We start from the raw sequence: 24,150 nt of genomic DNA, 5'->3' as shown, positions 1-24,150 counted from the left end.
AGCCGTGCCGCCGATGTCCACCCCTCATGATCCGTACGTCCGGGTGCGCGGCGCGCGTGAGCACAACCTCACCGACGTGGACGTCGACATCCCGCGCGACACCCTCGTGGTGTTCACGGGTGTCTCGGGCTCGGGCAAGTCCTCCCTGGCGTTCGGGACGATCTACGCGGAAGCCCAGCGCCGGTACTTCGAGTCCGTCGCCCCCTACGCCCGCCGGCTGATCCATCAGGTCGGGGCGCCCGACGTGGGTGAGATCACCGGTCTGCCACCCGCCGTGTCCCTGGAGCAGCGCCGGTCGGCGCCCGGGTCGCGTTCCTCGGTGGGTACGGTCACCACGCTGTCCAACTTCCTGCGGATGCTCTTCTCCCGTGCCGGCGACTATCCGCCGGGGGCCGAGCGGCTCGACTCGGACTCCTTCTCGCCGAACACGGCGGCCGGCGCGTGCCCGGAGTGCCACGGCCTGGGGCTGATCCACCGCACGACCGAGGAACTGCTCGTGCCTGACCCGTCGTTGTCGATCCGGGAGGGCGCGATCGCTGCCTGGCCCGGAGCCTGGCAGGGCAAGAATCTGCGCGATGTGCTGGACGCCCTTGGTTACGACATCGGGCGTCCGTGGCGGGAGCTGGATGCCGCTGACCGCGAGTGGATCCTGTTCACCGACGAGCAGCCGGTGGTGACGGTCCATCCGGTGCGCGAGGCGGGTCGGATCCAACGCCCGTACCAGGGTACGTACATGAGCGCGCGGCGCTATGTGATGCACACGTTCGCGGATTCCAGGAGCCGCACGCTGCGGGCGAAGGCGGAACGCTTCCTGACCAGCGCGCCGTGTCCGGTGTGCGGGGGCAGCCGGCTGCGGCCGGAGGCCCTGGCGGTCACCTTCGCGGGTCGTACGATCGCCGACCTCGTGGCGCTTCCGCTCACCGCCCTGACCGAGGTGCTGCTGGAGGCGGGCGACGGGAGCGACACGGCGCACGTGCTGACGGCCGACCTGCTGGCCCGGATCGGACCGGTCACGGAGCTCGGTCTCGGCTATCTCAGCCTCGACCGTACGGCGCCCACCCTGTCCTCGGGCGAACTGCAGCGGCTGAGGCTCGCCACCCAGCTGCGCTCGGGCCTGTTCGGCGTCGTCTACGTGCTGGACGAGCCGTCGGCGGGGCTCCATCCCGCCGACACGGAGTCGCTGCTCGGCGTACTCGGCAGGCTCAAGGACGCGGGGAACTCGGTCTTCGTGGTGGAGCACCAGATGGACGTGGTGCGGCAGGCCGACTGGCTGGTGGACGTGGGGCCGCTGGCGGGCGAGCACGGCGGTCGCGTCCTGCACAGCGGCCCTCCGGCGGACCTCGCCGGGGTGGCGGAATCCGCGACCCGGCGGTTCCTCTTCGACGAGGACCCGCCGCCGGCCCGTGAGCCGCGCACCCCCGCCGGGTGGATCACCCTGCGCGGGGTGGACCTGCACAATGTGCGCGGTGTCGACGCCGCGTTCCCGCTCGGGGTGCTGACGGCGGTCACCGGGGTGTCCGGGTCCGGCAAGTCGACGCTGGTCGGCCAGGTCCTGGCGGGTGTGCTGGCCGACCGGCGGCAGGCGGAGACGGACACCCCGGCCGCTCCGGAGGTGCGGGGCTGCGCGTCGGCGGAGGGCCTGGAGGCGGTGGACCGGCTCGTACAGGTCGACCAGCGGCCCATCGGCCGTACGCCCCGGTCCAACCTGGCCACGTACACCGGTCTGTTCGACGTCGTACGTAAGCTGTTCGCGGAGACGGAGACGGCACGGGCCCGGAAGTACAAGGCGGGGCGGTTCTCCTTCAACGTGGCGGGCGGGCGGTGCGAGACCTGTCAGGGCGAGGGGTTCGTCTCGGTCGAGCTGCTCTTCCTTCCCAGTACGTACGCTCCCTGCCCGGACTGCCACGGCGCGCGCTACAACCCGCGGACGCTGGAGGTGACGCTGCGCGGGCTCACGATCGCCGGGGTGCTGGACCTGACGGTGGAGGCGGCTGCGGAGTTCCTCGCCGGGACGCCGGCCGCCGAACGCAGTCTGCGGGCGCTGCTCGACGTGGGGCTCGGCTACCTGCGGCTCGGCCAGCCGGCGACGGAGCTGTCCGGCGGTGAGGCGCAGCGGATCAAGCTCGCCTCCGAACTCCAGCGCGCCCGGCGCGGGCACACGCTGTACCTGCTGGACGAGCCGACGACCGGACTGCACCCCGCCGATGTGGAGGTGCTGATGCGCCAGTTGCACGGGCTGGTGGACGCGGGGAACACGGTGGTGGTCGTGGAGCACGACATGGCCGTGGTGGCCGGCGCGGACCATGTGATCGACCTGGGGCCGGGCGGCGGCGACCGGGGAGGCAGGATCGTCGCGACGGGCACGCCGCGTGAGGTCGCCCGGGCGGCGGGGAGCCGTACCGCCGGCTACCTGGCGAAGGCCCTCGGGTAGCCGGCGCGGAGGCGTGCTCGGACCGGCCGGTGCACAGGGCCGGTGTCAGTCGCCGGACGCCCGGCCCCGGCCCGGCAGCTGGGACGACTGTGCGGCCTGTGCCTCCGCCTTGGCATCGCTCACCGCGGCGGCGGCCTGCTTCTCGGCCTCGTCGGTGGCCTGGGCCGCGTCGAGCGACAGGGCCGACGGGGCGTCGAGCTCGGGCGGCGCGCCGCCGCCCGACGTCTCGTCGGCCTCGTCCGTCGCCTCGTCGGCCTGGGCGACGCCCGGAGGAGCGCCCTTCGAGTCGTCGCCGAACGCGCTGGTGACCGTCCTGATCGCCTCGGTCAGCTCCCCCGGGATCACCCAGAAGGTGTTGTTGTCGCTGCTCGCCAGGTGAGGGAGCGTCTCGAGGTACTTGTAGGCGAGCACCTTCGCGTCGGCGTTGTTGCGATGGACGGACTGGAAGACGAGTTCCACGGCCTTCGCCTCGCCGTCCGCCCGCAGGATCATGGCCTGCTGGGTGCCCTGGGCCTCCAGGATGTCCTTCTGCTTGGTGCCTTCCGCGGTGAGGATCTTGGCCTGCCGCTCACCTTCGGCGTGCAGGATGGCCGCGCGCTTGTCACGCTCGGCACGCATCTGCTTCTCCATCGCCTCCTTGATGGTGTTCGGGGGGTCGATGGCCTTGATCTCGACGCGGTTGACCCGGATGCCCCACTTGCCGGTGGCGTCGTCGAGGACGGCGCGGAGCCGGGCGTTGATCTCCTCACGCGAGGTGAGCGTCCCCTCCAGGTCCATGGAGCCGATGACGTTCCTCAGCGTGGTGACCGTGAGCTGGTCGATGGCGTGCAGATAGTCGGCGACCTCGTAGGCCGCCGACCGCGGGTCGGTGATCTGGTAGTAGAGCACCGTGTCGATGTTCACCACGAGGTTGTCCTCGGTGATCACCGGCTTGGGCTCGGACGAGTAGACCTGTTCGCGTACGTCGAGCTTGGAGTTGATGCGGTCCGCCACCGGCATGACGAGGTTCAGGCCGGGTTGCAGGGTGCGGCGGTACCGGCCGAACCGTTCGACGTTGTAGCGGCGCGCCTGCGGGACGATCCGCACGGTCGACGCCACGAGGAAGATGACGACGATGGCGGCCACGAGAATGGGGATGACAACGGGATCCACAATGCCTCCGTCGCTCTGCGTTCAGCCGTTCACGGAAGGAGTTCTCGGGGGTACACGACAGCCGTGGCGCCGTCGATCTCCATGACGTCGACCAGGGCGCCCACGGGGATCACCAGGGTCTCGTCGAGGGCGCGGGCGGTCCACTCCTCGCCGACGAGTTTGATCAGGCCGTGCGTCCCGGTGACCTCCCGCACGACCTCCGCCTGCTTGCCGATCAGTGCGTCGCTGCCCTCGCGGGTGATCGGTTGCTGTGCCATGTGGCGGAGTGCGACGGGACGGATGAGGACGAGCCCCGCCGCCGCCGCTGCCACCAGGGCCACGAGCTGGCCGAGGAGCCCGACGCCGAGACCGGCGACCACGGCGGCGACCAGTGCGGCACCGGCGAGCAGCCCCAGGACCAGGGTCAGGGTGAAGAACTCCGCGGCACCCAGCGCCGCGGCAGCGAGCAGCCAGAGGAACCACGGCATCGGGTCACCCGCCCTTCTTCAGGGGCCTCACCCTCCAAGCTACCGTGTGCGGCGCCGGACAGAACCGGGGAGGACGGCCGCGATTCCTCCCGGGCGGCTGAAAACCCGGTACACGCTCCCCCGGCGGCCGGTCAGCGGCGCACCTTGCGGTTGGCGCGGAGCCACTCCTTGTTCATCGCGGTGATCGACGGCAGCGGGATGCCCTTGGGGCAGGCCGTGGCGCACTCACCGGTGAGGGTGCAGCCGCCGAACCCCTCGTCGTCCATGGTGGCGACCATGTCGAGCACCCGGGTCTCCCGCTCGGGCGCCCCCTGCGGGAGCACGTTGAGGTGGTTGACCTTGGCGGAGGTGAAGAGCATCGCGGAGCCGTTCGGGCAGGCGGCGACGCAGGCTCCGCAGCCGATGCACTCGGCGTGCTCGAAGGCCGAGTCGGCGTCCGGCTTGGGCACCGGGGTGGCGTGCGCGTCGGGGGCGGTGCCGGTGGGCGCCGAGATGTAGCCGCCCGCCTGGATGATCCGGTCGAAGGAGGAGCGGTCGACGACCAGGTCCTTGACGACCGGGAAGGCGGAGGCGCGCCACGGCTCGATGTCGATCGTGTCGCCGTCCTCGAAGGACCGCATGTGGAGCTGGCAGGTGGTGGTGCGCTCCGGGCCGTGGGCGTCGCCGTTGATGACGAGGCTGCACGCGCCGCAGATGCCCTCACGGCAGTCGTGGTCGAAGGCGACGGGCTCGTCCCCGCCGAGGATGAGTTCCTCGTTGAGGGTGTCGAGCATCTCCAGGAACGACATGTCCTGCGAGATGCCGTCGACTTCGTAGGTGGCCATGGCGCCGGGCGCCTCGGCGTTCTGCTGGCGCCAGACGCGCAGGGTGAGCTTCATGCGTAGCTCCGCTGAGTGGGGTGGACGTACTCGAAGACGAGGTCTTCCTTGTGCAGGACGGGGGCGTCGCCGGTGGCGCTGAACTCCCAGGCCGCGGCGTAGGAGAACTCCTCGTCCCGGCGGGCGGCCTCGCCGTCCGGGGTCTGGGACTCCTCGCGGAAGTGGCCGCCGCAGGATTCGGCGCGGTGCAGGGCGTCGAGGCACATGAGCTCGGCGAGCTCCAGGTAGTCGACGATCCGGTTGGCCTTCTCCAGCGACTGGTTGAACTGCTCGCCGGTGCCGGGCACCTTGATGCGGCGCCAGAACTCCTCGCGGATCTGCGGGATCCGGTCGAGGGCCTTGCGGAGCCCCTCCTCGGTGCGGGCCATCCCGCAGAACTCCCACATGAGTTCACCGATCTCGCGGTGGAAGGAGTCCGGGGTGCGGTCCCCGTCGACGGCGAGGAGGAGGTTGAGCCGGTCCTCGGTCTCGGCGACGGCCTCGGTGACCGCGGGGTGGCCGGCGTCGATCTCCTCGGTGTGCGGGTTGCGGGCGAGGTAGTCGTTGATGGTCGACGGCAGGACGAAGTAGCCGTCGGCGAGGCCCTGCATCAGCGCGGAGGCGCCGAGGCGGTTGGCACCGTGGTCGGAGAAGTTGGCCTCGCCGATGGCGAAGAGGCCGGGGACGGTGGTCTGGAGGTCGTAGTCGACCCAGAGGCCACCCATCGTGTAGTGCACGGCGGGGTAGATGCGCATCGGTGTCTCGTACGGGTTCTCCGCGGTGATCCGCGCGTACATGTCGAAGAGGTTGCCGTACTTCTCCTCGACCTTCTTCCGGCCCATGCGCTCGATGGCCTCGGCGAAGTCGAGGTAGACGCCCTGGCCGCCGGGGCCGACGCCCCGCCCCTCGTCGCAGACGTTCTTCGCCGCGCGGGAGGCGATGTCGCGGGGCACGAGGTTGCCGAAGGCCGGGTAGATGCGCTCCAGGTAGTAGTCGCGCTCGTCCTCGGGGATCCGGTTCGCGGGCCGGTCGTCGCCCTTGGCCTTGGGGACCCAGATGCGTCCGTCGTTGCGCAGCGACTCGCTCATCAGCGTCAGCTTCGACTGGTGGTCGCCGGTACGCGGGATGCAGGTGGGGTGGATCTGGGTGAAGCAGGGGTTGGCGAAGTACGCGCCGCGCCGGTGGGCGCGCCAGATGGCGGTGGCGTTGGAGTTCATGGCGTTCGTCGACAGGTAGAAGACGTTGCCGTAGCCGCCGCTGGCCAGGACGACCGCGTCGGCGAAGTACGTGTCGATCTTCCCGGTGACGAGGTCACGGGCCACGATGCCGCGGGCCTTGCCGTCGACCACGATCAGGTCGAGCATCTCGGTGCGGGAGTGGAGCTCGACGTTGCCCGCGGCGATCTGGCGGGAGAGCGCCTGGTACGCGCCGAGGAGGAGCTGCTGGCCCGTCTGGCCGCGTGCGTAGAAGGTGCGGGAGACCTGGACGCCGCCGAAGGATCGGTTGTCGAGGAGGCCGCCGTACTCGCGGGCGAAGGGGACGCCCTGGGCGACGCACTGGTCGATGATCTCCACGGAGATCTCGGCGAGCCGGTGGACGTTGGACTCCCGGGCGCGGAAGTCGCCGCCCTTGACGGTGTCGTAGAAGAGGCGGTGCACCGAGTCGCCGTCGTTGCGGTAGTTCTTGGCCGCGTTGATGCCGCCCTGCGCGGCGACGGAGTGGGCACGCCTGGGTGAGTCCTGGAAGCAGAACTGGACGACGTGGTAGCCCTGTTCGGCGAGTGTCGCGCCGGCCGAGCCGCCCGCCAGGCCGGTGCCGACCACGATGACGGTGTGCTTGCGGCGGTTGGCGGGGTTGACGAGCTTGGCCTCGAAGCGCCGGGTGTTCCAGCGGTCGGCGACCGGCCCGGTGGGCGCCTTGGCGTCGGTGACGGGCTCCCCCGTCGTGTACGTCGTGTAGTCGGTCATGTCAGCTCACCAATCCGGTCATGACGGCCACGGGTACGGAGATGAAGCCCACCGTCAGCACCGCGGCGAGCAGGTTGGCGAGGGTCTTCAGCACCCGGTCGCGGGTCGCGCTGCCCACGCCGAGGGTCTGCGCGGCGCTCCAGAAGCCGTGCTGGACGTGCAGACCCAGGGCGAGCACGGCGACGATGTAGACGACGTTCCCGTACCAGGTCGAGAAGGTGTCGAGCACGTTCTGGTAGGGATGCCCCGACTGGAATCCGCCGGTGTGCACGGTGCCGGTCGTGAGGTCCAGGATGTGCCAGACGATGAACAGCGCGAGGATGACGCCGCCGTAGCGCATGGTGCGCGTCGCGTAGCTGGAACGCGCCTTCTTGTGCACGTACGCCGTCGGGCGCGCCCGGAGGTCACGTCGGCTCAGCTGGTACGCGGAGACGGCGTGCAGGACGACTGCCGCGACGAGGACCACGCGGACGATCCACAGGGCCCACTCGTAGTGCAGGAAGGGCTCGCCGAGGGTCCGGAGCCAGTGCGCGTAGTGATTGAACTCGTCCGGTCCGAAGAAGATCTTCAGGTTGCCCAGCATGTGGACCACCAGATAACCGAGCATGATCAGGCCGCTCACAGCCATGATCGTCTTCTTGCCGACGGACGAGTCCCAGAGCGTACGCGTCATCGACGGCCGTCGGTCCGTCCGCGTTGCCAGTGCCATGGACACGACGCTAGAGCCGGAGGGCATCATCAGTCCAAGACATGAAATGACTCATCTCCATAGGCGTAAGCTATCGAGTTCGCTAGGGTCGTCCCCATGCACTTCCAGCAGCTCGCCTATTTCGTGGCCGTGGCCGAGGCCAGACACTTCACCCGGGCCGCCGAGGAGGTGCACGTGTCGCAGCCCTCCCTCTCCCAGCAGATCAAGGCCCTGGAGAACGAGCTGGGCGCGGAGCTCTTCAGCCGGGCTCGCGGCAACATCGCGCTGACCGACGCGGGAGAGGCCCTGCTGCCCCTCGCCCGCCGGATCCTGGCGGACGCGGACACCGCACGGCACGAGGTGCAGGAGCTCGTGCAGCTGCGCCGGGGGCGGATCAGGCTCGGCGCCACTCCGAGCGTCTGCACGGGCCTGCTCCCCGATGTGCTGCGCGCCTTCCACGGCGCGCACCCGGGGATCCAGCTCCTGATCGAGGAGGGCGGTTCCCACGACCTCGTACGGCAGCTGGCGCGGGGTGCGCTGGACCTCGCGCTGCTCGTGCTGCCGCTGCCCGCCGCCTCCCCGGCGCTGACCACGGTGGAGCTGCTGCACGAGGACCTGGTGGTGGTGTCGTCCGAGTCCCGGCCCGCGCCCGGCCGGAAGGGGTCCGTGCACATCGCCGATCTGGAGAACGAGCCGCTGGTGATGTTCCGGCACGGCTACGACCTGCGGGAGCTGACCGTCGCGGCGTGCCGGGCGGAGGGCTTCGAGCCCTCGTTCACGGTGGAGGGCGGCGAGATGGACGCCGTACTCGGCTTCGTACGGGCGGGCCTGGGGATCGCCGTCGTCCCCCGCATGGTGGCCGTACGGGCCGGCCTGGGCCTCCGGACGACACAGCTGGCCTCGCCGGGGCTGCGGCGCACGATCGCGCTGGCGCACCGCAGCGACGTCGAACCGCCGCGCGCGGCGCGCGAGCTCCAGCGGATGCTCCTGGGTGCGGGGCCGCCCGGCGTGTCCTCAGCCGCCGGCGGGTCCGGCCCCGGCGGCGGCTGAGGACAGGGCCGTCAGACCGCGTCCGCCAGCAGCAGCGAGTGGATGCGGTCCGGGGCGCCCGGGCGCGCGTAGTACCAGCCCTGCGCGGTGTCGCAGCCGAGCTCCCGCAGCTGTTCGGCCTGGGCGCCGGTCTCGACACCCTCCACGGTGACCGCGAGGTCCAGGCTGTGGGCGAGCGAGACGATGCCCTCGACGATCTTCAGGTCCACCGGGTCGGCCGGGTGGTGCTGCATGCCCTGGGTGAAGGAACGATCCAGCTTGAGGATGCTCACCGGCAGCCGGCGCAGGTTCGCCAGGTTCGAGTAGCCGGTGCCGAAGTCGTCCAGCGCGATGTCGACGCCCATCTCCGCCAGCTGGCGCAGCGGCTTGAGCAGATCGTCGTCCGCGCCGATCAGCGCGGACTCGGTGACCTCCAGGCAGAGGGCGCCCGCTTCGAGGCCGGAGCGCTCCAGTACGTCGACGGTCTCGGCGACCAGACTGGGGTGGTGCAGCTGGGTCGGTGAGAGGTTGACGTTGATCCGCAGGGGGCCGCCGTCGGTGTGACGTTCCTGCCAGAAGTTCGCCTGCCGGACCGACTCCTCCAGGACCCAGCGGCCGAGCGGCACGATCAGCCCCGTGTGCTCGGCGAGCGGGATGAACCGGTCCGGGCCGAGCACTCCGTGCTGCGGATGGCACCAGCGCACCAGCGCCTCGGCGCCGTGCACGCTGCCGTCCCCGAGGTGCACCAGCGGCTGGTACTCGATGAAGAACTCACCGCGGTCCAGCGCCGCCGGCAGTGCCGTCGTCAGCCCGTGGCGGGTGATGGCACGGGCGTCGGCCTCGGCGTCGGCGAGCGCGAAGCGGTTCCCGCCCGCCGCCTTGGCCCGGTACATCGTGATGTCGGCGCTGCGCAGCACCTCGGCGGCGGTGCGCTCGCCCGACGGGCCCTCGACGATGCCGATGGAGCCCCGTACGGTCAGCTCCCGGCCGTCGAGACGGATGGGCATGGCGAGTGCGGAGAGGATGCGGCCGGCCAGCTCGTGGACCTCGTCCTGGGTGCGCGGCCCGGTGGTGAGGGCGACGAACTCGTCGCCGCCGAGCCGGGCGACCATCTCACCGGGGGCGGTGGCGCAGCTCTGCAGCCGGTCGGCGACCTCGACCAGGAGCCGGTCACCCGCCGCGTGCCCCAGGCTGTCGTTGATGGCCTTGAAGCCGTCGAGGTCCAGGTAGCAGAGACCGAAGCGCATCCCTTCCCGGGGCGCGAGGGCCTTCTCCAGGCGCTCGAAAAACAGGGTCCGGTTGGGCAGGCCGGTGAGCGCGTCGTGCGTGGCCTCGTAACGCAGCCGCAGATTGAGCAGCCGGCGCTCGGTGGTGTCCTCAAGGAGCGCCAGCTGGTACTCCGGCCGCCCTTCCGCGTCCCGCAGGAGCGACACGGTGAGGTTGGTCCACAGGACCGTGCCGTCGTTGCGGTAGTAGGGCTTCTCGACGCTGTAGTGCTCGCGTTCGCCGCGTACCAGCTCGTCGTAGTACTTCCATACGTGCGGTGAGTCCTCGGGGTGCACCCACTCGTTCACCTTGTGGCTGCGGACGTGGTGCTCCAGTCCGCCGAACATCCGGGTGAGGGTGTCGTTGATCTCCAGGATGTTCCCTTCGAGATCGGCGATGCCGATCCCGACGGCGGCGTCCTTGAACACGGCGCGGAAGCGTGCCTCGGTGGCGTGCAGGGCCTGTTCGGCGTCCGAGCGGGCGGTGAGCGCCGAGCGGGCGATCGCCTCCTGCTCGGCGAGTGTCCGCTCACGCAGCGCCTGGGTGAATCCGCCGGCCAGCGCGTGCTGGATGCGCGCGCAACGGGCGCGGCTGTCCTCGGTGGACAGCTCCACCGGCCCGTTGCCGCCGCAGTAGAGCACGAGGTAGGAGTCGACGACGCCCAGCGTGGAGCTCAGGGCGTCGGGGTCCGTGCAGTGCGCCGCCACGAGTGAGGCCCCGACGCCGTGCGCGGGCGTCGCGTCGAAGACCCGGGTGTGCAGGATGTCGCTGAGCTCCCGGGCGAGCGGGAGCAGGTGCTCCTCGAACTCCGGGCGGGACATGGAGGTGGCCGTGGAGGGGAAGATCGCCCGGCTCCAGATGGTGGCGAATCTCCGGAGCCGGCCCTCGGGGCCGTCGGGTTCCGCGTCCGGCGCGCCGGACGACTGGGCGGGAATGCTCACGCCTTGCGCCCTACCCCGGCGAAGCCCGAATAGGTGAACGGGTCCTCCATCGCGAGCTGTTCGGGGGACTCGGGCCGCCACTCGGGCATGGCCACGAGCCCGGGGTCGACCATCTCGTACCCGTCGAAGAAGCGGCCGATCTCCGTGCGCGACCGCATGATCAGCGGGTTGCGGATGGTGCGGTAGACGCCGACCGTCCCGCCCGCCTCCTCCTCGGAGAGCGGCATCCGCTCGTACGAGGCGTGGGTCAGGATCAGCAGGCTGCCGGGAGCCAGCGCGTCCCGCAGCTCGGCGACCGCCGCGTACGGGTCGTCGGTGTCCTCGATGAAGTGGAGCACCGCCACCAGCAGCAGCGCCACCGGCCTGTCCAGGTCGAGGAGGCGGTTGATCTGCGGGTCCTCCAGGATGTCCTGGGGCTTGCGCAGGTCGGCGGCGGTGATGACGGCCCGTTCGTTGCCCTCGAGCACCGCCTGACTGTGTGCGACCGCGACCGGGTCGTGGTCGACGTAGGCGACCCGTGCCTCGGGGTCGGCCGCCTGGGCGACTTCATGAACATTGCCGAAGGTCGGTATCCCGGAGCCTATGTCCAGGAACTGGTTGACGCCCGAACTGGTGGCGAAGTGCACGGCCCGTCGCATGAAAGCCCGATTGGCCTGCATGACCTTGGGCAGGCCCGGCATGAACTCCATGGCCTTGCGGGCCGCTTCCCTGTCCACCTCGAAATTGTGCGAACCGCCCAGATAGAAGTCGTACATGCGAGACACGCTCGGCACCGAGATGTCAATGCCTTGCGGTGCCCAGGCGGGACGCTCCATCGATGTCTCCAACAAGTCGCCACGGCGATCCGGCCATGTTCATGGTCAGTGTTGACCAGAGGCTACTGATCGACCGCCAAGAGAGCGAGTGGAAACGGAAATTAGAGATCCGTTATTGGTCACACACCGGAGGCACGTACGACCGATCCGTCGCTGCGTGTGCGCACGCGGCGACGGACCGGCGTCACGGGGCCTCTCCCGGGGGTTACTTGGCGGCTCCGACCAGCTTCGCGTCGGGTGACACCGCGTACCATGTGCCCCCGACTCCTTGGCCGTTGGTGTCCCCCGGCTTCGCGTCCCCGGAGAAGGTGTAGACGGGCCAGCAGTCGAGCGACTGCTGCTGGATGCCGTCGGGGCGGTCGAAGGTGACGAATCCCTTGGTGGTGACACCGTCGACGTCATTCTTGGGTACGGGAGCGACGACCGGCCACTTCTTGAGGCAGTCACCCGTGCACGCGGACTTCATCGGCCATGCCGAGTCCTTCTTGAAGCGGTAAACCGTCATGCCGCGCTTGTCGACGACGATGTCCCCGAGTTCCGGGTCCTTGCGGACCGAAAGTCCGGCGGCGTCGGTCTGCGCACCGCTGGGCCCGTCGGCGTTCACGGCCGCTTTCTTTCCGTCCGGGGCCGCGGCGAACCACGTTCCGCCGACACCCTGTCCGTTGGCGTCACCGGGTTCGGCGTCCTCGGCATAGCGATACATGGGCCAGCCCCCGACGGTCAGCTGCTTGGTCCCGTCGGCCCTCGTGACCTCGCCGATCGCTGACGCGTCCGCCCCGGCGGCGGCCTCGGCGTTCTCCGCGGGAACCGCGGGCCACGCCTTCGCACAGTCGCTCTCGCAATTCGAGGCGGGCGGTTCGGCGGTGTCCTTGTCGAACCGGTAGAGCGTGAAGCCCTCGCTGTCCGTCAGCACCTTGCCCAGCTTCTTGCTGTCCCACACCGCGAGCTGCCCCGCCTCCTTCGGTGCCGCGCCCGCCGCCGCGTCGGAGCCGTAGCCGCCGTCCGAGCCGTAGCCGCTGCCGGCCGACTGCTGCGCCGGAGCGGCGTTCCCCACGGCCTGGCCGTTGGGGGACGCGGCGCCCTTCTCCTGACCGCACGCCGTCGTCAGCGCCAACAGGGCCACCGCCGTCACGGCGAGCGAGGCGTTCCGCCAGGTATTCATGTCGACTCCCGTTGTCCTTCTGCCGTCCGGGACGCGAGTCCGCGCCTTTCGTGGCCCTTGGTACGGGCGGCCGGGGGCCCTGTGTTCAACGGGAGCCCGAGAAAGTTCCGGCGGGCGCAAACGCGAATTGCCCAAGGTCCCCTCCATCAGGCGAATCCGTTCCCTCCGCCGCGTGTCCGGCGGCCGGGGGGAACATGCTCCCCGGCGTGTACGGATCACGCATATGGCGGCTGACGGCCGCGACCCTGCTCCTGCTGCTCGCCGTCCCGCTGCCGGCGGCCGGTGAGGACTGCGCGGTCGCCTCCATCGGGCAGGGGGACGGCGGCTCGTCCATCGCCGTGGCGGGCGAGGGCCGGTGCGGGGCGGTCATCGCCGAACCCGAGCCCGAACCCGCCCCACCGCCACCACCACCACCACCACCTCCGCCGCCCCCTCCACCACCGCCACCGCCACCGCCACCACCGCCACCGCCCCCTCCACCACCGCCACCTCCCCCACCGGCCCCCGCACCACCCGAACCGGAACACGAACCGGAACCCGCACCCCCGCCGCCCACCGTCCGCCCCTCACCACCGGCCCCGACACCGATCGCGCGGCCCGCCTACAGGAAGCCGCCCCGCAAGACACCCCGGGCCGGCCCGTCACTGGTCTCGCTCACCCTTCTCATCACCGCGCCCGCCGTTTTCGCCGTGGCCGTGCTGCGGCCCCGCTCGTCCCGCTGACCGAAGAGGGGAACCCATGTCGGAATGGCTTGTTCTGACCATTGCCATGGCGTCGGCGTGTGCCGTCGTCCTGACCATCGCCGTCCTCAGCAACCGCCGCGTCGCCGATGACGACGACCCGTCCGAGACGCCCGACGTCATCGAGTACATGACGATGATGATCGGCGTGGTGTACGCGATCGTGCTCGGCCTGGCCATCGCGGGCGTCTGGGAGGGCCGCAGCGCCGCCCAGGAGTCGGTCAGGCTGGAGGCCCAGGCACTGCACGAGGTGAGCGCGCGGGCATCCGTCTACCCGGCCGAGGTCCGCGACCGTATCCGCGCCGACGTGGACGCCTATGTGGCCCATGTCGTCGGCGACGAGTGGAGGTCGATGACCGACCACGAGAGCCTCACCGACGAGGGCACCCGGCTGCTCGACCGCGTACGGGCCGATGTGACGGAGTACGAACCGAGGACGGACCACGAAGGGCAGGCGTACCAGCCGCTGGTGGACCAGGTGGCCGCCGTCGACGACGCGCGGGGGGCCAGGGGGCAGAACGCCGGCGCGACCATGCCGGGAGTCGTCTGGTTCGGCCTGATCACCGGGGCCGTGGTCACGGTCGGGCTGATCTTCACGCTCCAGATCCGCAGAACCTTCCGTGAACTGCTGCTCGCGGGACTCTTCAGCGTCCTGATCGCCTTTCTGCTCTTCCTCATCTGGGACTTCGACGCCCCGTTCGGCCGGGGCATCTCGGCGACCACCGCCCCCTTCATCGATCTCTTCCCGCACGCCACGGGCGGATAGGCGCGCGCCCGTCCGCCCCCGTCCCCCGGCGGGTGAGCCGGCCGGGGGACACGGCTGCCCCATTCGCCTGACACCGATCGCGGGTGGTATGCGGCGCTTCTACCGTTTCGGGCATCGAGGTGCATTTCCCATACCTCGCGGAAATCCGTTCCGCGGCTGCTCCTCGGGACCCGGAGGATTCACCATGCGCGCGATACGTGTCGCACCTGTCGCCCTGCTGGGCGCCGCCGCCTGCTTCCTGACGGCACCGGCCGCGTCCGCCGATGTGCTCACCGGCGGCACGTCCACCTCGTTCACGCCGACGATCACGCCGTCGACGGTCGCACCGGGGGGCCAGGTCACCCTCGGCGCCATGGGGTGCACCACCGAGGCCACCGCGTTCTCGGGTGTGTTCGACACGACCACCATCCCGAGCGGGAGGTCGGCCACGGCCACGGTCGACCGGGACGCCCGACGGGGCGCTGTCTACGAGGTGACCTTCCGCTGCGGCACCACCACCCGGTCCGCCAACCTGACCATTACGAGCGGTGCCACCAGTTCCCCCACCACGGCCCCGACGACCAGCTCCACCGCCTCTCCCAGCGGTGTGCTGGGCGGCCTCGGAGGCAGTGTCGACACGATGGACCCCGCGGAGATCGCCGCCGGCTCCGCACTGGTGGCGGTGGCCTCGGCCGGCGCCTTCTACGTCCTGCGCAAGCGCCGCACCGGCCGCCAGCACTGACGGCTCGTCCACAGGCGCACGACAGTCGCCCCGGGTCCTGGTCCAGGACTCGGGGCGACGGGCGTATCGGGCCGGGCAGGAGGTTCGACGCGTCAGATCGCCGCATTGCTCGTCCGCCGGCGGACGAGGAAGAAGGCACCGCCGACGGCCGCCGCCGCGACGAGGCCGCCGCCCACCTGCATCTCGACGGAGCTGGGGCCCATCGAGCCGCCGAGGCCGCCCTGTGCGCCCCGGGAGGGAAGCACGGTGAAGCGGGCCGTCGCGACAGGGTCGCCCCCACGGCCGCCGTTGCCGCCCTGGCCGCCGTTCCCGCCCTGACCGCCGTTGCCGCCGTTGCCGCCCTGACCGCCCTGACCGCGCTCGTCCCCGTTGCCGCCCTGGCCGCCGTTGCCACCCTGGCCGCCGTCGCCGCCGCCGAAGTTGTTGTCGCTGTCGTTGCACCTCACGGACAGGCTGTACTGACCGGGCGTGGCGTTCTCACGGATGTGCGCCGTGGCGTAGCCGACCCGGCCCGGCGAGAGGTTCACCGTCGGGAAGGCGTTCGACCACACCTTGCCGCCGGAGCGCCCGCATCCCTCCGCGCTGACCTGCATCGTGGCGCCCTGGAAGACCGAGGACGGGTTGACGGTGACGTTCGTCGGGAAATTGCTCGGGTTGCTGCCCGGGCCGCCGCCGGCGGCGGCCAGCGGGGCAGCGAGCCCGACCGCCGCGAAGGCGGTCGCGGTCACCGCGAGAGTGCGTGAAGCACGCATCTTTGAACCTCCAGCGGGAAGCGCCCCGGAGTCCTGGCCTCCGGGATTCGACGAGAACGCGTCCCATGACGAACCCTCACCAGATACCTCAGGAGTCGCACTTCGGCACTGCTCCACCCCGGTGAGCCGACACGCCGGGGGCCAGGTCCGGAATCTGACGGAGCCGCAGGTCACGGACCGTCAGAAGTTTTATCCGCTCATTACTCCGAGAGAACACAGTGCCCTCGACGCCCGGTCGGCCGCCACCCGTTCGCCCGTCCCTGATCGCCACCGCCCGGACCTGTGCCTAGCGTTGCGGTGTCGCGACGAAGGGAGAACCATGGGCCGGGACCAGTGGGGCGGGCGGAGCAGAAGCACACCGTGGGGCGCCATCGCCCTGGTGATGCTCACCGGGCTCGCTCTCATGCGCAACGGGGTGGAGACGTCCCCCGGGCCGCCGCAGCCGGCCGCCGCGGCCTCGGTGGCCGGCCCTCGGGACACCACCGCGTCCGCCCCGGCCGACGGGGAGCCCGTACAACCGCTCGCCTACGCCCCCGCCGAGCGCATCCAGATCCCGTCGATCGAGGTCGACGCGCCCGTGGTCGACGTGAATCTGGACCCGGCCGGCTGGATCGAGGCGCCCCCCGCCCAGGACCCGAACCTCGCCGGCTGGTACCAGAACGGCATCGCCCCCGGCCAGCGCGGCACGTCGGTGATGGTCGGCCATGTCGACAACCTCGCCGGCCCCGCGGTCTTCTACGGTCTGGGCTCCCTCAGCAAGGGGCAGCAGATCGAGGTGTCCCGCTACGACAACCGGACCGCCGTGTTCGAGATCTACGGCGTCGAGGTGTTCTCCAAGACCGACTTCCCCGGCCCCCGGGTGTACGGCGACACCGGCTACGCCGAGCTCCGGGTCATCACCTGCGGCGGGGGTTACTCGAAGGCCAACGGTTACGACGGGAACGTGGTGGTCTTCGCCCGGCTCGTCGAGACCCGGTAGCGGCCGGCCCCCGTCGCCCGCCGTTCAGCTGCGGTGCGGGACGGTGGGCCGGTAGCCCCTCTCGATCAGCGCGGGCAGGTACCGGCGCAGGGCGGCCACGCTCTGGGACCGGTTCCCGCCCGCGTCGTGCGACAGCACGACGACGCCGGGCGCCGCGCCCTTCTTGACCCTGCGGACGATGGTGTCGGTGCCCGGCGTGGTCCAGTCCAGCGTGTCGACGGTCCAGGCCATCGGTTCCATGCCCATCGCGGCACCGATCTCGAAGGAGTTGCGGTTCCAGGCGCCGTACGGGGCCCGGTACCAGAGCGGCGGGGCGCCCAGGGTCTTCTCGATCACCTCGCTGGTGCTGCCCAGTTCGTCGCGGATCGCGCCCCGGGAGAGCTTCGGGATGAGGGGGTGCGACCAGGTGTGGTTGCCGACCAGATGCCCGTCGTCGGCCATCTCCCGGAGCAGGTCGGGGTTGTCCGCCGCCATCTCGCCGCAGACGAAGAACATCGCGCGGACGTCGTACCGGCGCAGGGTGGCCAGGATGTCCGGGGTGTACCGCGGGTCGGGCCCGTCGTCGAAGCTGAGCACCATGGCGTCGTTCCCCAGCTCCGGCAGCTCCTCGAAGGGCCGGGTGCGGACGGGCGGCGCGGCGGGCCGGAAGCGGGGCGGCGTGGTCGAGGTCATGGGGCGCAGGCGGTACGCCCCGGGGCGGGCCCGGGCCGCCGCCGGGGGCCCGGAGGCCGGGGCCAGGGGCTCGCCCCCGGGGCGCGCGGGTGTGCCGGCCGGATCCGCCGCGACCGCGTTCACGGCGGTGGCGACGCCCAGGGCGAGGGCGAGGCGCAGCAAGGTGCGGCGTTCCGCGGGGATCTGATCATGCTTCATGACCAACTGCTCGCACGGTGTGAGGTCCGGGCACGTCGCCGACACCGGAGATGTGATGATTTGCACCCGATGGATGGAGTCCTGCGGCGGTATCCGGCGGGGAGGTTCCGGGCCTGGTGGAGGCGCCCGAGGGGAGCCCGGCGGCAGCGGCTACCCTCGGGGCCGTGACTGACCAGCAACACCAGCGCTTCGAGCGCGGCACGGACGGCCCCAAGGTGATCGTCGCGGGCATCGACGGATCCGATTCGTCGATGCGGGCCGCGGCGTACGCGGCGGGCCTCGCCCGCCGGCAGAACGCGATGCTCGCCCTCGTCTACGTCCAGCCGGTGATGTCGGCCGGTGCCGCCCTGGGAGCCCCGGTCGCCGAGGCGACCGGCGAGGTCGCCGAGGGGCTGGTGAACGAGATCAGGACGTCGACCGAGCGGCTCAAGGACATATGGAACGTCCGCTGGGAGTTCCACACCTTCCACGGCGATCCGTACAACGGGCTCGTCACGGCGTCCGACGAGCTGAAGGCGGACGCCGTGATCGTGGGCGCGTCGGAGTCGGCGGGCCACCGCTTCATCGGATCGGTGGCGGTGCGGCTCGTGAAGGCAGGGCGCTGGCCGGTCACCGTCGTGCCCTGAGCACCCGGAGGCGTCTGGACCGACGACCGGCCCGGTTCACCTGCCTGCCACGAGGCCGTCCTGGGCGGCACCGCGACTGAGGACGACGGTGTGGATCCGGTCGCGGATCTCCCGCAGCCGGCTGCCCGTCTCCCCCTTCTGGCCCGGTGCCCCGGGGGCGAGGTTCACGACGCGGGCCGCCTCGGGGTCGAACCACTGCGGGATGAACTCGGCCTTCCCGACGGCCCAGCGCTGCCCCGGCTTCGCGGGCGGCTCGAAGGTGAAGCGGCCCATCGAGCTCTCGTTGGCCCGCGGGTCCTGGGCGCCCTCGTGGTTGACCATGGATCCGGCGACCTGGTCGCCCATGCCGTAGACGATCCAGGTGCCGTTGACCTTCTCGTACGCCTGCGGGACATGGGCGTGCGTGCCGAGGATCAGATCGATGTCGGGGCGTTCGCCGGTGCCCGAGGCGGTGAGTTCGCGGCCGAGTCCGAGCTGTACGTCGTCGGGGGCGTCCTGCCACTCGGTGCCCCAGTGCAGGGAGACGACGACCACGTCGGCGCCCGCCTCGCGTGCCGCCCGCGCGTCCGCCAGGATCCGGTCCTTGTCGATCAGGTTGACGGCCCAGGGCTGCCCGGCGGGCAGCGGAAGGTCGTTGGTGCCGTAGGTGTACGCGAGGTGGGCGACCTTCGCCGCGTCCTTGCCCTTGCCCGCCCTGAGCAGCGTGGGGCGGGACGCCTCCTCGGCCGAGCGGGCGGATCCCGCGTGGGCGACGCCCGCGCGGTCCAGTGCGTCCAGGGTGCGCCGGATCCCCTGGGAGCCGTCGTCCAGGGTGTGGTTGGAGGCGGTGGAGCAGGAGTCGAAGCCGGTGGCGCGCAGGGCGGTCGCCACCTCGGGCGGCGATTTGAAGGCCGGATAGCCGGTGTACGGGCCGCCGTCCTGGCCGTACACGGTCTCCATGTGGCAGATGGCCAGATCTGCTCCTGAGACGGCCGGGGCGGCGCCCTTGAGCATGGGACGGAAGTCGTAGCCCCTGCCGTCGGCGTCGGCGGCCGCCCGGTCGATGATCGAGGAGTGCGGCAGGATGTCGCCCGAGGCCAGCAGCGTGAAGGACCGCGCGCCCTCCGCTCCCCCGGCGCCCGCGCCGTTCGCACCCCGCTCGGCGGAGAGGTGCCGGCCGGCGAATCCGGGAGGCGACGTCGGCTGGCCGGTACAGGCTGTTGCGGTGGCGAGCAGGCAGGCGACGGCGATCGCCGCGCCCGGTCGGATGCGCTTCGTCATCTGCACGACTCCCAGTTCGGACGATTTCGGCCATCCGAATACACATATATTCATACCGGCGAGTCAAGAACAAAGCGGACCAAGTACCTGAATCGGCCGTATCGGGGTCCGCCGACCGTTCACCGCACCACTCGCCGCTCCGTGCGACCGCTCGGCGCACACCTCGGTGCACCGGCTGTTCCCCCACGTCCCGATGCGTTCGTATACGCCAGGCGGGAGCGAGGCGTCAGGGGCCTCTCCGGGAAAGGACGTTCACGATGACCACGGCGACGACCGATGAGCGGACCCTCGCCCGGCTGCAGCGGGAACACGGGCCCGCCCTGTTCCACTTCCTGCTGGGGCTGACGTTCGGTGACCGGCAGCGGGCGGAGGATCTGCTCCAGGAGACCCTGGTACGCGCCTGGCAGCACCCGGAGGCGTTCGACGCCCCCTACGACTCGATGCGCCCGTGGCTGTTCACCGTCGCGCGGCGGCTGGCCATCGACGCCCGCAGGTCCCGCCAGGCTCGGCCGACGGAGGTCAGCGACGCGGTCCTGGAGAGCGCACCCGCCCATGACGACACCGCGGACTCGGCGGTCCACGCCCTCGACGTTCGCGAGGCCGTGAGCACGCTCAGCCCCGAGCACCGGGCGGTTCTCGTGCAGATCTACTTCCGGGGGCTCAGCGTGGGCGAGACCGCGCAGGCCCTCGGCATACCGGCGGGCACGGTCAAGTCGCGCTCGTACTACGCGCTGCGGCTGCTGAGCCGTAATCTGCCCGGCTACTCCAGCAGGTCGTCCAGGTTGAGCAGCGCCAGCAGGGACACCGCCTCCGCGACCTCCACATAGGCCGCGGCACACGCCCCGCACCGCTGGAGATGCCGGGCGACCGGGCCGCTCTCGTCCTCCTCCAGGGCATCGAGTACGTAGGCGCCCAGCAGCTGCCGCACATGCGGGTCCTCGCCCCGGCCGGCTGTCATCGCACCTCGAATCTCCCGACGGATCCTGCCCTTCTGCCCACGCGGGGCGCGCGCCCCCGGTTCAATGCTGCGTGTAGCCCGGTGCCGAGTCGACGAAAGAGGCGAGACGGGATGCGTCCCGAAGATGACGAAGGAACCGGCGGGGGCGGGCTGCTGGTCCCGATGGCCTGGATGTACTCCGAGTACATCGCCGACGAGGTCCTGGCGACCGGTGACCTGATGGAACCGACGACCCTGGAGTACCGGGCCGGGCGCGACGCGCTCGCCCTGACGATCTTCCTCTCGGACGGTGCGGCCGCCGAGGAGCTCCCCGCGGCGCGGGTGGACGAGCTGCGGCTGCTCACGGCGTACGGCGGCTCCTGGAGGCGGTGGGTCTGCGCGCGGCTGGAGGCGCTGGAGCGGCCGACCGCCCCGGCCGGGCTGCCGGGCCCCGACCTCGCACTGGCGCGGGCCGCCTGGCGGTGGCTGGAGGAGACCGAGCTGCTGGCCGCCGACCTCGACGCCATCGGCCCGCAGCCGTGGGAGCCGGTGGACGCCGACGGCGGGGAGGAGGCGGAGGGCGAGACCCGGGTGTGGACGCCGGCGTGGCAGCTGGGCCTGCCGCTGGGCCATCTGGCCGTCCATCTGTACTGAGCGGCGGAGCCGCGGGTCATGAACCGTGTACGCCCGCACGGTACTTGGGCAGCCTCAGGGTGATCTTCATGCCCGCGCCGACGCCGGTCTCGATGACCAGACCGTAGTCGTCCCCGTACACCTGGCGAAGCCGTTCGTCCACGTTGAGCAGGCCGATGCCGGTGGAGGTGCCGCCCTCGCCGCGCAGGATCTGCCGCAGGCGCTCCGGTTCCATCCCGGTGCCGTCGTCCTCGATAACGACCTCCGCCTCGGCACCCGCGTCCAGCGCGCTGATGGTGATGCGGCTGGTGCGTACGGCGCCTTCGAGTCCGTGCTTGACGGCGTTCTCGACCAGCGGCTGGAGGCAGAGGAACGGGAGCGATACGGGAAGGACCTCCGGCGCGACCTGGAGGGTCACCGAGAGGCGTTCCCCGAAGCGGGCCCGCACCAGCGCCAGATACTGGTCGATGGAGTGGAGTTCGTCGGCCAGGGTGGTGAACTCGCCGTGCCTGCGGAACGAGTAGCGGGTGAAGTCGGCGAACTCCAGGAGCAGTTCGCGCGCCCGCTCCGGGTCGGTCCGGACGAACGACGCGATGGCGGCCAGGGAGTTGAAGATGAAGTGCGGGGAGATCTGGGCCCGTAGCGCCTTGATCTCGGCCTCGATGAGCTGGGTGCGGGAGCGGTCGAGCTCGGCGAGCTCCAGCTGTACGCAGACCCAGCGGGCCACCTCCCCGGCCGCCCTGGCCAGCACCGCCGACTCACGGGGCGCGTAGGCGACGAGCGTGCCGAGCACCCGGTGGTCGACGGTGAGCGGGACGGCGACGGCCCAGCGCAACGGGCAGTCGAGGTCCTCGCAGTCGCTGTGGAAGGCGGTGTCCCTGCCGCTGGCGAGGAGCCCCTCGACCTGGCGCATCACGTCCGCGCCGTGGTGGTCCCCCTCGCCGTCCCACACCAGCACGCTCTCGCGGTCGGTGAGGCAGAGGGCGTCGGTGCCGAGCAGGGAGCGCAGACGCCGTGCCGATCTGCGCGCGCTCTCCTCGGTGAGCCCGGCGCGCAGCGGGGGCGCCGCCAGGGAGGCGGTGTGCAGGGTCTCGAAGGTGGCGTGCTCGACGGGCGTGCCCACATCGCTGGTGCGTACGGGACGGGCGGTACGGCCCAGCAGGAAGCCCGTGCCGAAAAGCAGCAGGACGAGCACGGCGATGACCGCGATCCCGGCCCCGGTCATCGCACCCGCCCCGAGGTCAGCGCCTCCGGCAGATGGAAGCGGGTCATGGCGGCGTTGGTGCCCGGCGGTATCCGCCCCGGGGTGGCCAGGGAGACCAGGATCATCGCGAGGAAGCCGACCGGTACGGACCAGACGGCGGGCCAGGCCAGCAGGGCGTGCGGCCAGCCGGGCGGGCGCACCGCCCCGCTGACGGTGATGGCCACGGACAGCAGTGCGGAGCCGCCGCCGAGCAGCAACCCGGCGATCGCACCGGGCGGGGTGAGCCGCCGCCACCAGATGCCGAGGACGAGCAGGGGGCAGAACGACGACGCGGAGACCGCGAAGGCCATGCCGACGGCGTCGGCCACGGGCACCCGGCTGACCACCAGCGAGCCGGCCAGCGGCACGGCGATGGCCAGGACGGTGGCGAGCCGGAACTGCCGTACGCCGCGCGAGGGCAGGACGTCCTGGGTGATCACTCCGGCGACGGCCATGGTGAGCCCGGAAGCCGTGGACAGGAACGCGGCGAACGCCCCGCCCGCGAGGAGCGCGCCGAGCAGATCACCGCCGAGGCCGCCGATCACCCGGGCGGGCAGCAGCAGGACGGCGGCGTCGGCGTCACCGCCGTGCATGAGCTCGGGTGCGTACAGCCGGCCCAGTGCCCCGTACACCGGCGGCAGCAGATAGAACAGGCCGACCAGGGCGAGCACGGCGACCGTGGTGCGGCGGGCGTCTCGGCCGTTGGGGCTGGTGTAGAAGCGGACCACCACATGGGGCAGGCCCATGGTGCCGAGGAAGGTGGCCACGATCAGTCCGTACGTCGCGTAGAGCGGATGGTCGGCGCGGAAGACGGAGATCTGCTCGTCGAAGCTGACCCGGGGGCGGCCGTCGCCCTGCCAGGCCAGCACCAGGAAGATGGCGGGCACCAGCAGGGCGGTGAGCTTCAGCCAGTACTGGAACACCTGCACGAAGGTGATCGAGCGCATGCCGCCCGCGGCGACGGCGAGCACGACGACGGAGGCGACCAGTACGTCACCGAGCCAGCCGGGCGCCCCGGTGAGGATCTTCAGGGTGAGCCCGGCGCCCTGGAGCTGCGGCACCAGGTACACCCAGCCGGCGCCGACGACGAACACGCTGACCAGCCGGCGTACCTGACGCGATTCGAGCCGCCCCTCGGCGAAGTCGGGCAGGGTGTACGCCCCCGAGCGGCGCAGCGGGGCGGCGACGAACACCAGCAGCACGAGATATCCGGCGGTGTAGCCGACCGGGTACCAGAGCATGTCGGGGCCGTGCACCAGGACCAGCCCGGCGATGCCGAGGAAGGACGCGGCGGACAGGTACTCGCCGCTGATCGCCGCCGCGTTGAGCCTCGGCCGTACGGTGCGCGACGCGACGTAGAAGTCGGAGGTGGTACGGGAGATCCGCAGCCCGAAGCCGCCGACCAGGACGGTGGCCAGGACGACGAGGGCGACCGCCACCACCGCTGCCGGGTGGCCGGGTGCGCTCACGGTGCGGGGAGGCCTTCCACGAGCCGGGCGAAGTCGCGCTCGTTGCGCTCGGCCCTGCGCACGTACCACCAGGCGGCCAGGGTGAGCGGCGGATAGGTGGCGAAGCCGAGCACCGCCCAGACGAGCGCGTTGCTGTGCAGCGCCTCGAAGACCAGGGGCAGGGTCCCGGCAACGAGGGCGAGCACCGCGAAGGCGGTGAGTCCGGCCCGGAGCTGGCTGCGCATCAGTGAGCGTACGTAGGCGCCGCCGAGTGCGGTCTGCTCGTCGATCTCGGACTGGGCACGGTAGCGGGGCAGCGGGCGCACCCGCCGGGGCTCGCCCGTGACCACTTCGCGCCGGGGCGTGCTCTCTGCGGACATGGGCCCGGAGTTTAGGCGGC

Annotated in this window: 24 protein-coding genes; 9 read left to right on the top strand and 15 right to left on the bottom strand. The window is 71.3% G+C overall.

Going from position 1 to position 24,150, the window contains the following annotated elements; genetic code table 11:
* Positions 1–13: 13 nt before the first annotated feature.
* Positions 14–2,431 carry an excinuclease ABC subunit UvrA gene (locus ACZ607_RS19095; protein WP_469735980.1) on the top strand — a complete coding sequence of 806 codons (2,418 nt, stop codon included), beginning with the start codon at positions 14–16 and terminating at the stop codon, positions 2,429–2,431.
* Positions 2,432–2,476: 45 nt separating this feature from the next.
* On the opposite strand, the gene ACZ607_RS19090 is transcribed toward ACZ607_RS19095, so the two are convergent.
* From ACZ607_RS19090 to ACZ607_RS19070, 5 genes are all read right to left on the bottom strand, one after another.
* Positions 2,477–3,583 (bottom strand): SPFH domain-containing protein, encoded by a 1,107-nt coding sequence (locus tag ACZ607_RS19090; RefSeq protein ID WP_469735978.1) that lies wholly within the window; start codon positions 3,581–3,583, stop codon positions 2,477–2,479.
* A gap of 29 nt (positions 3,584–3,612) precedes the next feature.
* Complete coding sequence (locus ACZ607_RS19085) at positions 3,613–4,050, bottom strand: NfeD family protein (protein WP_469735976.1); 438 nt, start codon at positions 4,048–4,050, stop codon at positions 3,613–3,615.
* Positions 4,051–4,181: 131 nt separating this feature from the next.
* Positions 4,182–4,928 (bottom strand): succinate dehydrogenase/fumarate reductase iron-sulfur subunit, encoded by a 747-nt coding sequence (locus tag ACZ607_RS19080; protein WP_099175811.1) that lies wholly within the window; start codon positions 4,926–4,928, stop codon positions 4,182–4,184.
* Positions 4,925–6,874, bottom strand: coding sequence for a fumarate reductase/succinate dehydrogenase flavoprotein subunit (locus tag ACZ607_RS19075; RefSeq protein WP_469735975.1), 1,950 nt, complete (start codon positions 6,872–6,874; stop codon positions 4,925–4,927). The genes ACZ607_RS19080 and ACZ607_RS19075 overlap by 4 nt, the downstream gene beginning before the upstream one ends.
* Before the next feature lies 1 nt (position 6,875).
* On the bottom strand, positions 6,876–7,583 hold the full coding sequence (locus ACZ607_RS19070; RefSeq protein WP_469735973.1) for a succinate dehydrogenase: 708 nt from the start codon (positions 7,581–7,583) through the stop codon (positions 6,876–6,878).
* A gap of 96 nt (positions 7,584–7,679) precedes the next feature.
* On the opposite strand from ACZ607_RS19070, the gene ACZ607_RS19065 reads away from it, so the two are divergent.
* Positions 7,680–8,612 carry a LysR family transcriptional regulator gene (locus ACZ607_RS19065; RefSeq protein ID WP_469735971.1) on the top strand — a complete coding sequence of 311 codons (933 nt, stop codon included), beginning with the start codon at positions 7,680–7,682 and terminating at the stop codon, positions 8,610–8,612.
* An 11-nt stretch (positions 8,613–8,623) separates the two neighbouring features.
* Here ACZ607_RS19065 and ACZ607_RS19060 read toward each other — a convergent pair whose 3' ends face one another.
* From ACZ607_RS19060 to ACZ607_RS19050, 3 genes are all read right to left on the bottom strand, one after another.
* Positions 8,624–10,798: a putative bifunctional diguanylate cyclase/phosphodiesterase gene (locus ACZ607_RS19060; protein WP_469735969.1), complete on the bottom strand. Its 2,175-nt coding sequence runs from the start codon at positions 10,796–10,798 to the stop codon at positions 8,624–8,626.
* Positions 10,795–11,613, bottom strand: coding sequence for an SAM-dependent methyltransferase (locus tag ACZ607_RS19055; RefSeq protein WP_469735967.1), 819 nt, complete (start codon positions 11,611–11,613; stop codon positions 10,795–10,797). Before ACZ607_RS19055 ends, ACZ607_RS19060 begins: the two co-directional genes overlap by 4 nt.
* Positions 11,614–11,818: 205 nt before the next feature.
* Positions 11,819–12,775 carry an SCO0930 family lipoprotein gene (locus ACZ607_RS19050; RefSeq protein WP_469735965.1) on the bottom strand — a complete coding sequence of 319 codons (957 nt, stop codon included), beginning with the start codon at positions 12,773–12,775 and terminating at the stop codon, positions 11,819–11,821.
* Positions 12,776–12,981: 206 nt separating this feature from the next.
* Between ACZ607_RS19050 and ACZ607_RS19045 the strand changes: the two genes are divergently transcribed.
* From ACZ607_RS19045 to ACZ607_RS19035, 3 genes are all read left to right on the top strand, one after another.
* A complete protein-coding gene (locus tag ACZ607_RS19045; RefSeq protein WP_469735963.1) occupies positions 12,982–13,497 on the top strand; it encodes a hypothetical protein in 516 nt (171 codons plus the stop codon).
* A gap of 16 nt (positions 13,498–13,513) precedes the next feature.
* A complete protein-coding gene (locus tag ACZ607_RS19040) occupies positions 13,514–14,281 on the top strand; it encodes a bestrophin-like domain (protein WP_469735961.1) in 768 nt (255 codons plus the stop codon).
* A gap of 184 nt (positions 14,282–14,465) precedes the next feature.
* Positions 14,466–15,002 carry a hypothetical protein gene (locus ACZ607_RS19035; RefSeq protein ID WP_469735959.1) on the top strand — a complete coding sequence of 179 codons (537 nt, stop codon included), beginning with the start codon at positions 14,466–14,468 and terminating at the stop codon, positions 15,000–15,002.
* A gap of 92 nt (positions 15,003–15,094) precedes the next feature.
* Here ACZ607_RS19035 and ACZ607_RS19030 read toward each other — a convergent pair whose 3' ends face one another.
* The gene (locus ACZ607_RS19030; protein WP_469735957.1) at positions 15,095–15,754 is read right to left on the bottom strand and encodes a hypothetical protein; all 660 of its coding nucleotides are present in this window, start codon (positions 15,752–15,754) and stop codon (positions 15,095–15,097) included.
* A 319-nt stretch (positions 15,755–16,073) separates the two neighbouring features.
* Between ACZ607_RS19030 and ACZ607_RS19025 the strand changes: the two genes are divergently transcribed.
* On the top strand, positions 16,074–16,733 hold the full coding sequence (locus ACZ607_RS19025) for a class F sortase (protein WP_469735955.1): 660 nt from the start codon (positions 16,074–16,076) through the stop codon (positions 16,731–16,733).
* 24 nt (positions 16,734–16,757) lie between these two features.
* Here the strand turns inward: ACZ607_RS19025 and ACZ607_RS19020 are convergent, their stop codons facing one another.
* Complete coding sequence (locus tag ACZ607_RS19020) at positions 16,758–17,603, bottom strand: polysaccharide deacetylase family protein (protein WP_469735953.1); 846 nt, start codon at positions 17,601–17,603, stop codon at positions 16,758–16,760.
* A gap of 164 nt (positions 17,604–17,767) precedes the next feature.
* Between ACZ607_RS19020 and ACZ607_RS19015 the strand changes: the two genes are divergently transcribed.
* Positions 17,768–18,229 (top strand): universal stress protein, encoded by a 462-nt coding sequence (locus tag ACZ607_RS19015; RefSeq protein ID WP_469735951.1) that lies wholly within the window; start codon positions 17,768–17,770, stop codon positions 18,227–18,229.
* A 36-nt stretch (positions 18,230–18,265) separates the two neighbouring features.
* Here the strand turns inward: ACZ607_RS19015 and ACZ607_RS19010 are convergent, their stop codons facing one another.
* Positions 18,266–19,489 carry a CapA family protein gene (locus ACZ607_RS19010; RefSeq protein ID WP_469735949.1) on the bottom strand — a complete coding sequence of 408 codons (1,224 nt, stop codon included), beginning with the start codon at positions 19,487–19,489 and terminating at the stop codon, positions 18,266–18,268.
* Positions 19,490–19,746: 257 nt separating this feature from the next.
* Here ACZ607_RS19010 and ACZ607_RS19005 point away from each other — a divergent pair, with 257 nt between their 5' ends.
* Positions 19,747–20,316, top strand: coding sequence for a sigma-70 family RNA polymerase sigma factor (locus tag ACZ607_RS19005; RefSeq protein ID WP_124279171.1), 570 nt, complete (start codon positions 19,747–19,749; stop codon positions 20,314–20,316).
* Here the strand turns inward: ACZ607_RS19005 and ACZ607_RS19000 are convergent.
* Complete coding sequence (locus tag ACZ607_RS19000) at positions 20,250–20,447, bottom strand: zf-HC2 domain-containing protein (RefSeq protein ID WP_469735946.1); 198 nt, start codon at positions 20,445–20,447, stop codon at positions 20,250–20,252. The two genes, ACZ607_RS19005 and ACZ607_RS19000, sit on opposite strands and share 67 nt — an antisense overlap.
* A gap of 111 nt (positions 20,448–20,558) precedes the next feature.
* Here ACZ607_RS19000 and ACZ607_RS18995 point away from each other — a divergent pair, with 111 nt between their 5' ends.
* The gene (locus ACZ607_RS18995) at positions 20,559–21,080 is read left to right on the top strand and encodes a hypothetical protein (RefSeq protein ID WP_469735944.1); all 522 of its coding nucleotides are present in this window, start codon (positions 20,559–20,561) and stop codon (positions 21,078–21,080) included.
* Between the two features lie 16 nt (positions 21,081–21,096).
* Here ACZ607_RS18995 and ACZ607_RS18990 read toward each other — a convergent pair whose 3' ends face one another.
* From ACZ607_RS18990 to ACZ607_RS18980, 3 genes are read right to left on the bottom strand one after another with little or no spacing between them, the layout of a single operon-like run.
* Complete coding sequence (locus tag ACZ607_RS18990) at positions 21,097–22,284, bottom strand: sensor histidine kinase (RefSeq protein WP_469735942.1); 1,188 nt, start codon at positions 22,282–22,284, stop codon at positions 21,097–21,099.
* Complete coding sequence (locus ACZ607_RS18985; RefSeq protein WP_469735940.1) at positions 22,281–23,771, bottom strand: sodium/solute symporter; 1,491 nt, start codon at positions 23,769–23,771, stop codon at positions 22,281–22,283. Before ACZ607_RS18985 ends, ACZ607_RS18990 begins: the two co-directional genes overlap by 4 nt.
* Positions 23,768–24,130 carry a hypothetical protein gene (locus ACZ607_RS18980; protein WP_099175792.1) on the bottom strand — a complete coding sequence of 121 codons (363 nt, stop codon included), beginning with the start codon at positions 24,128–24,130 and terminating at the stop codon, positions 23,768–23,770. The genes ACZ607_RS18985 and ACZ607_RS18980 overlap by 4 nt, the downstream gene beginning before the upstream one ends.
* Between the last annotated feature and the right edge of the window lie 20 nt (positions 24,131–24,150).

Source organism: Streptomyces sp. NPDC104381 (genome assembly GCF_055583745.1).
This window is presented reverse-complemented; position numbering and strand designations above follow the sequence as displayed.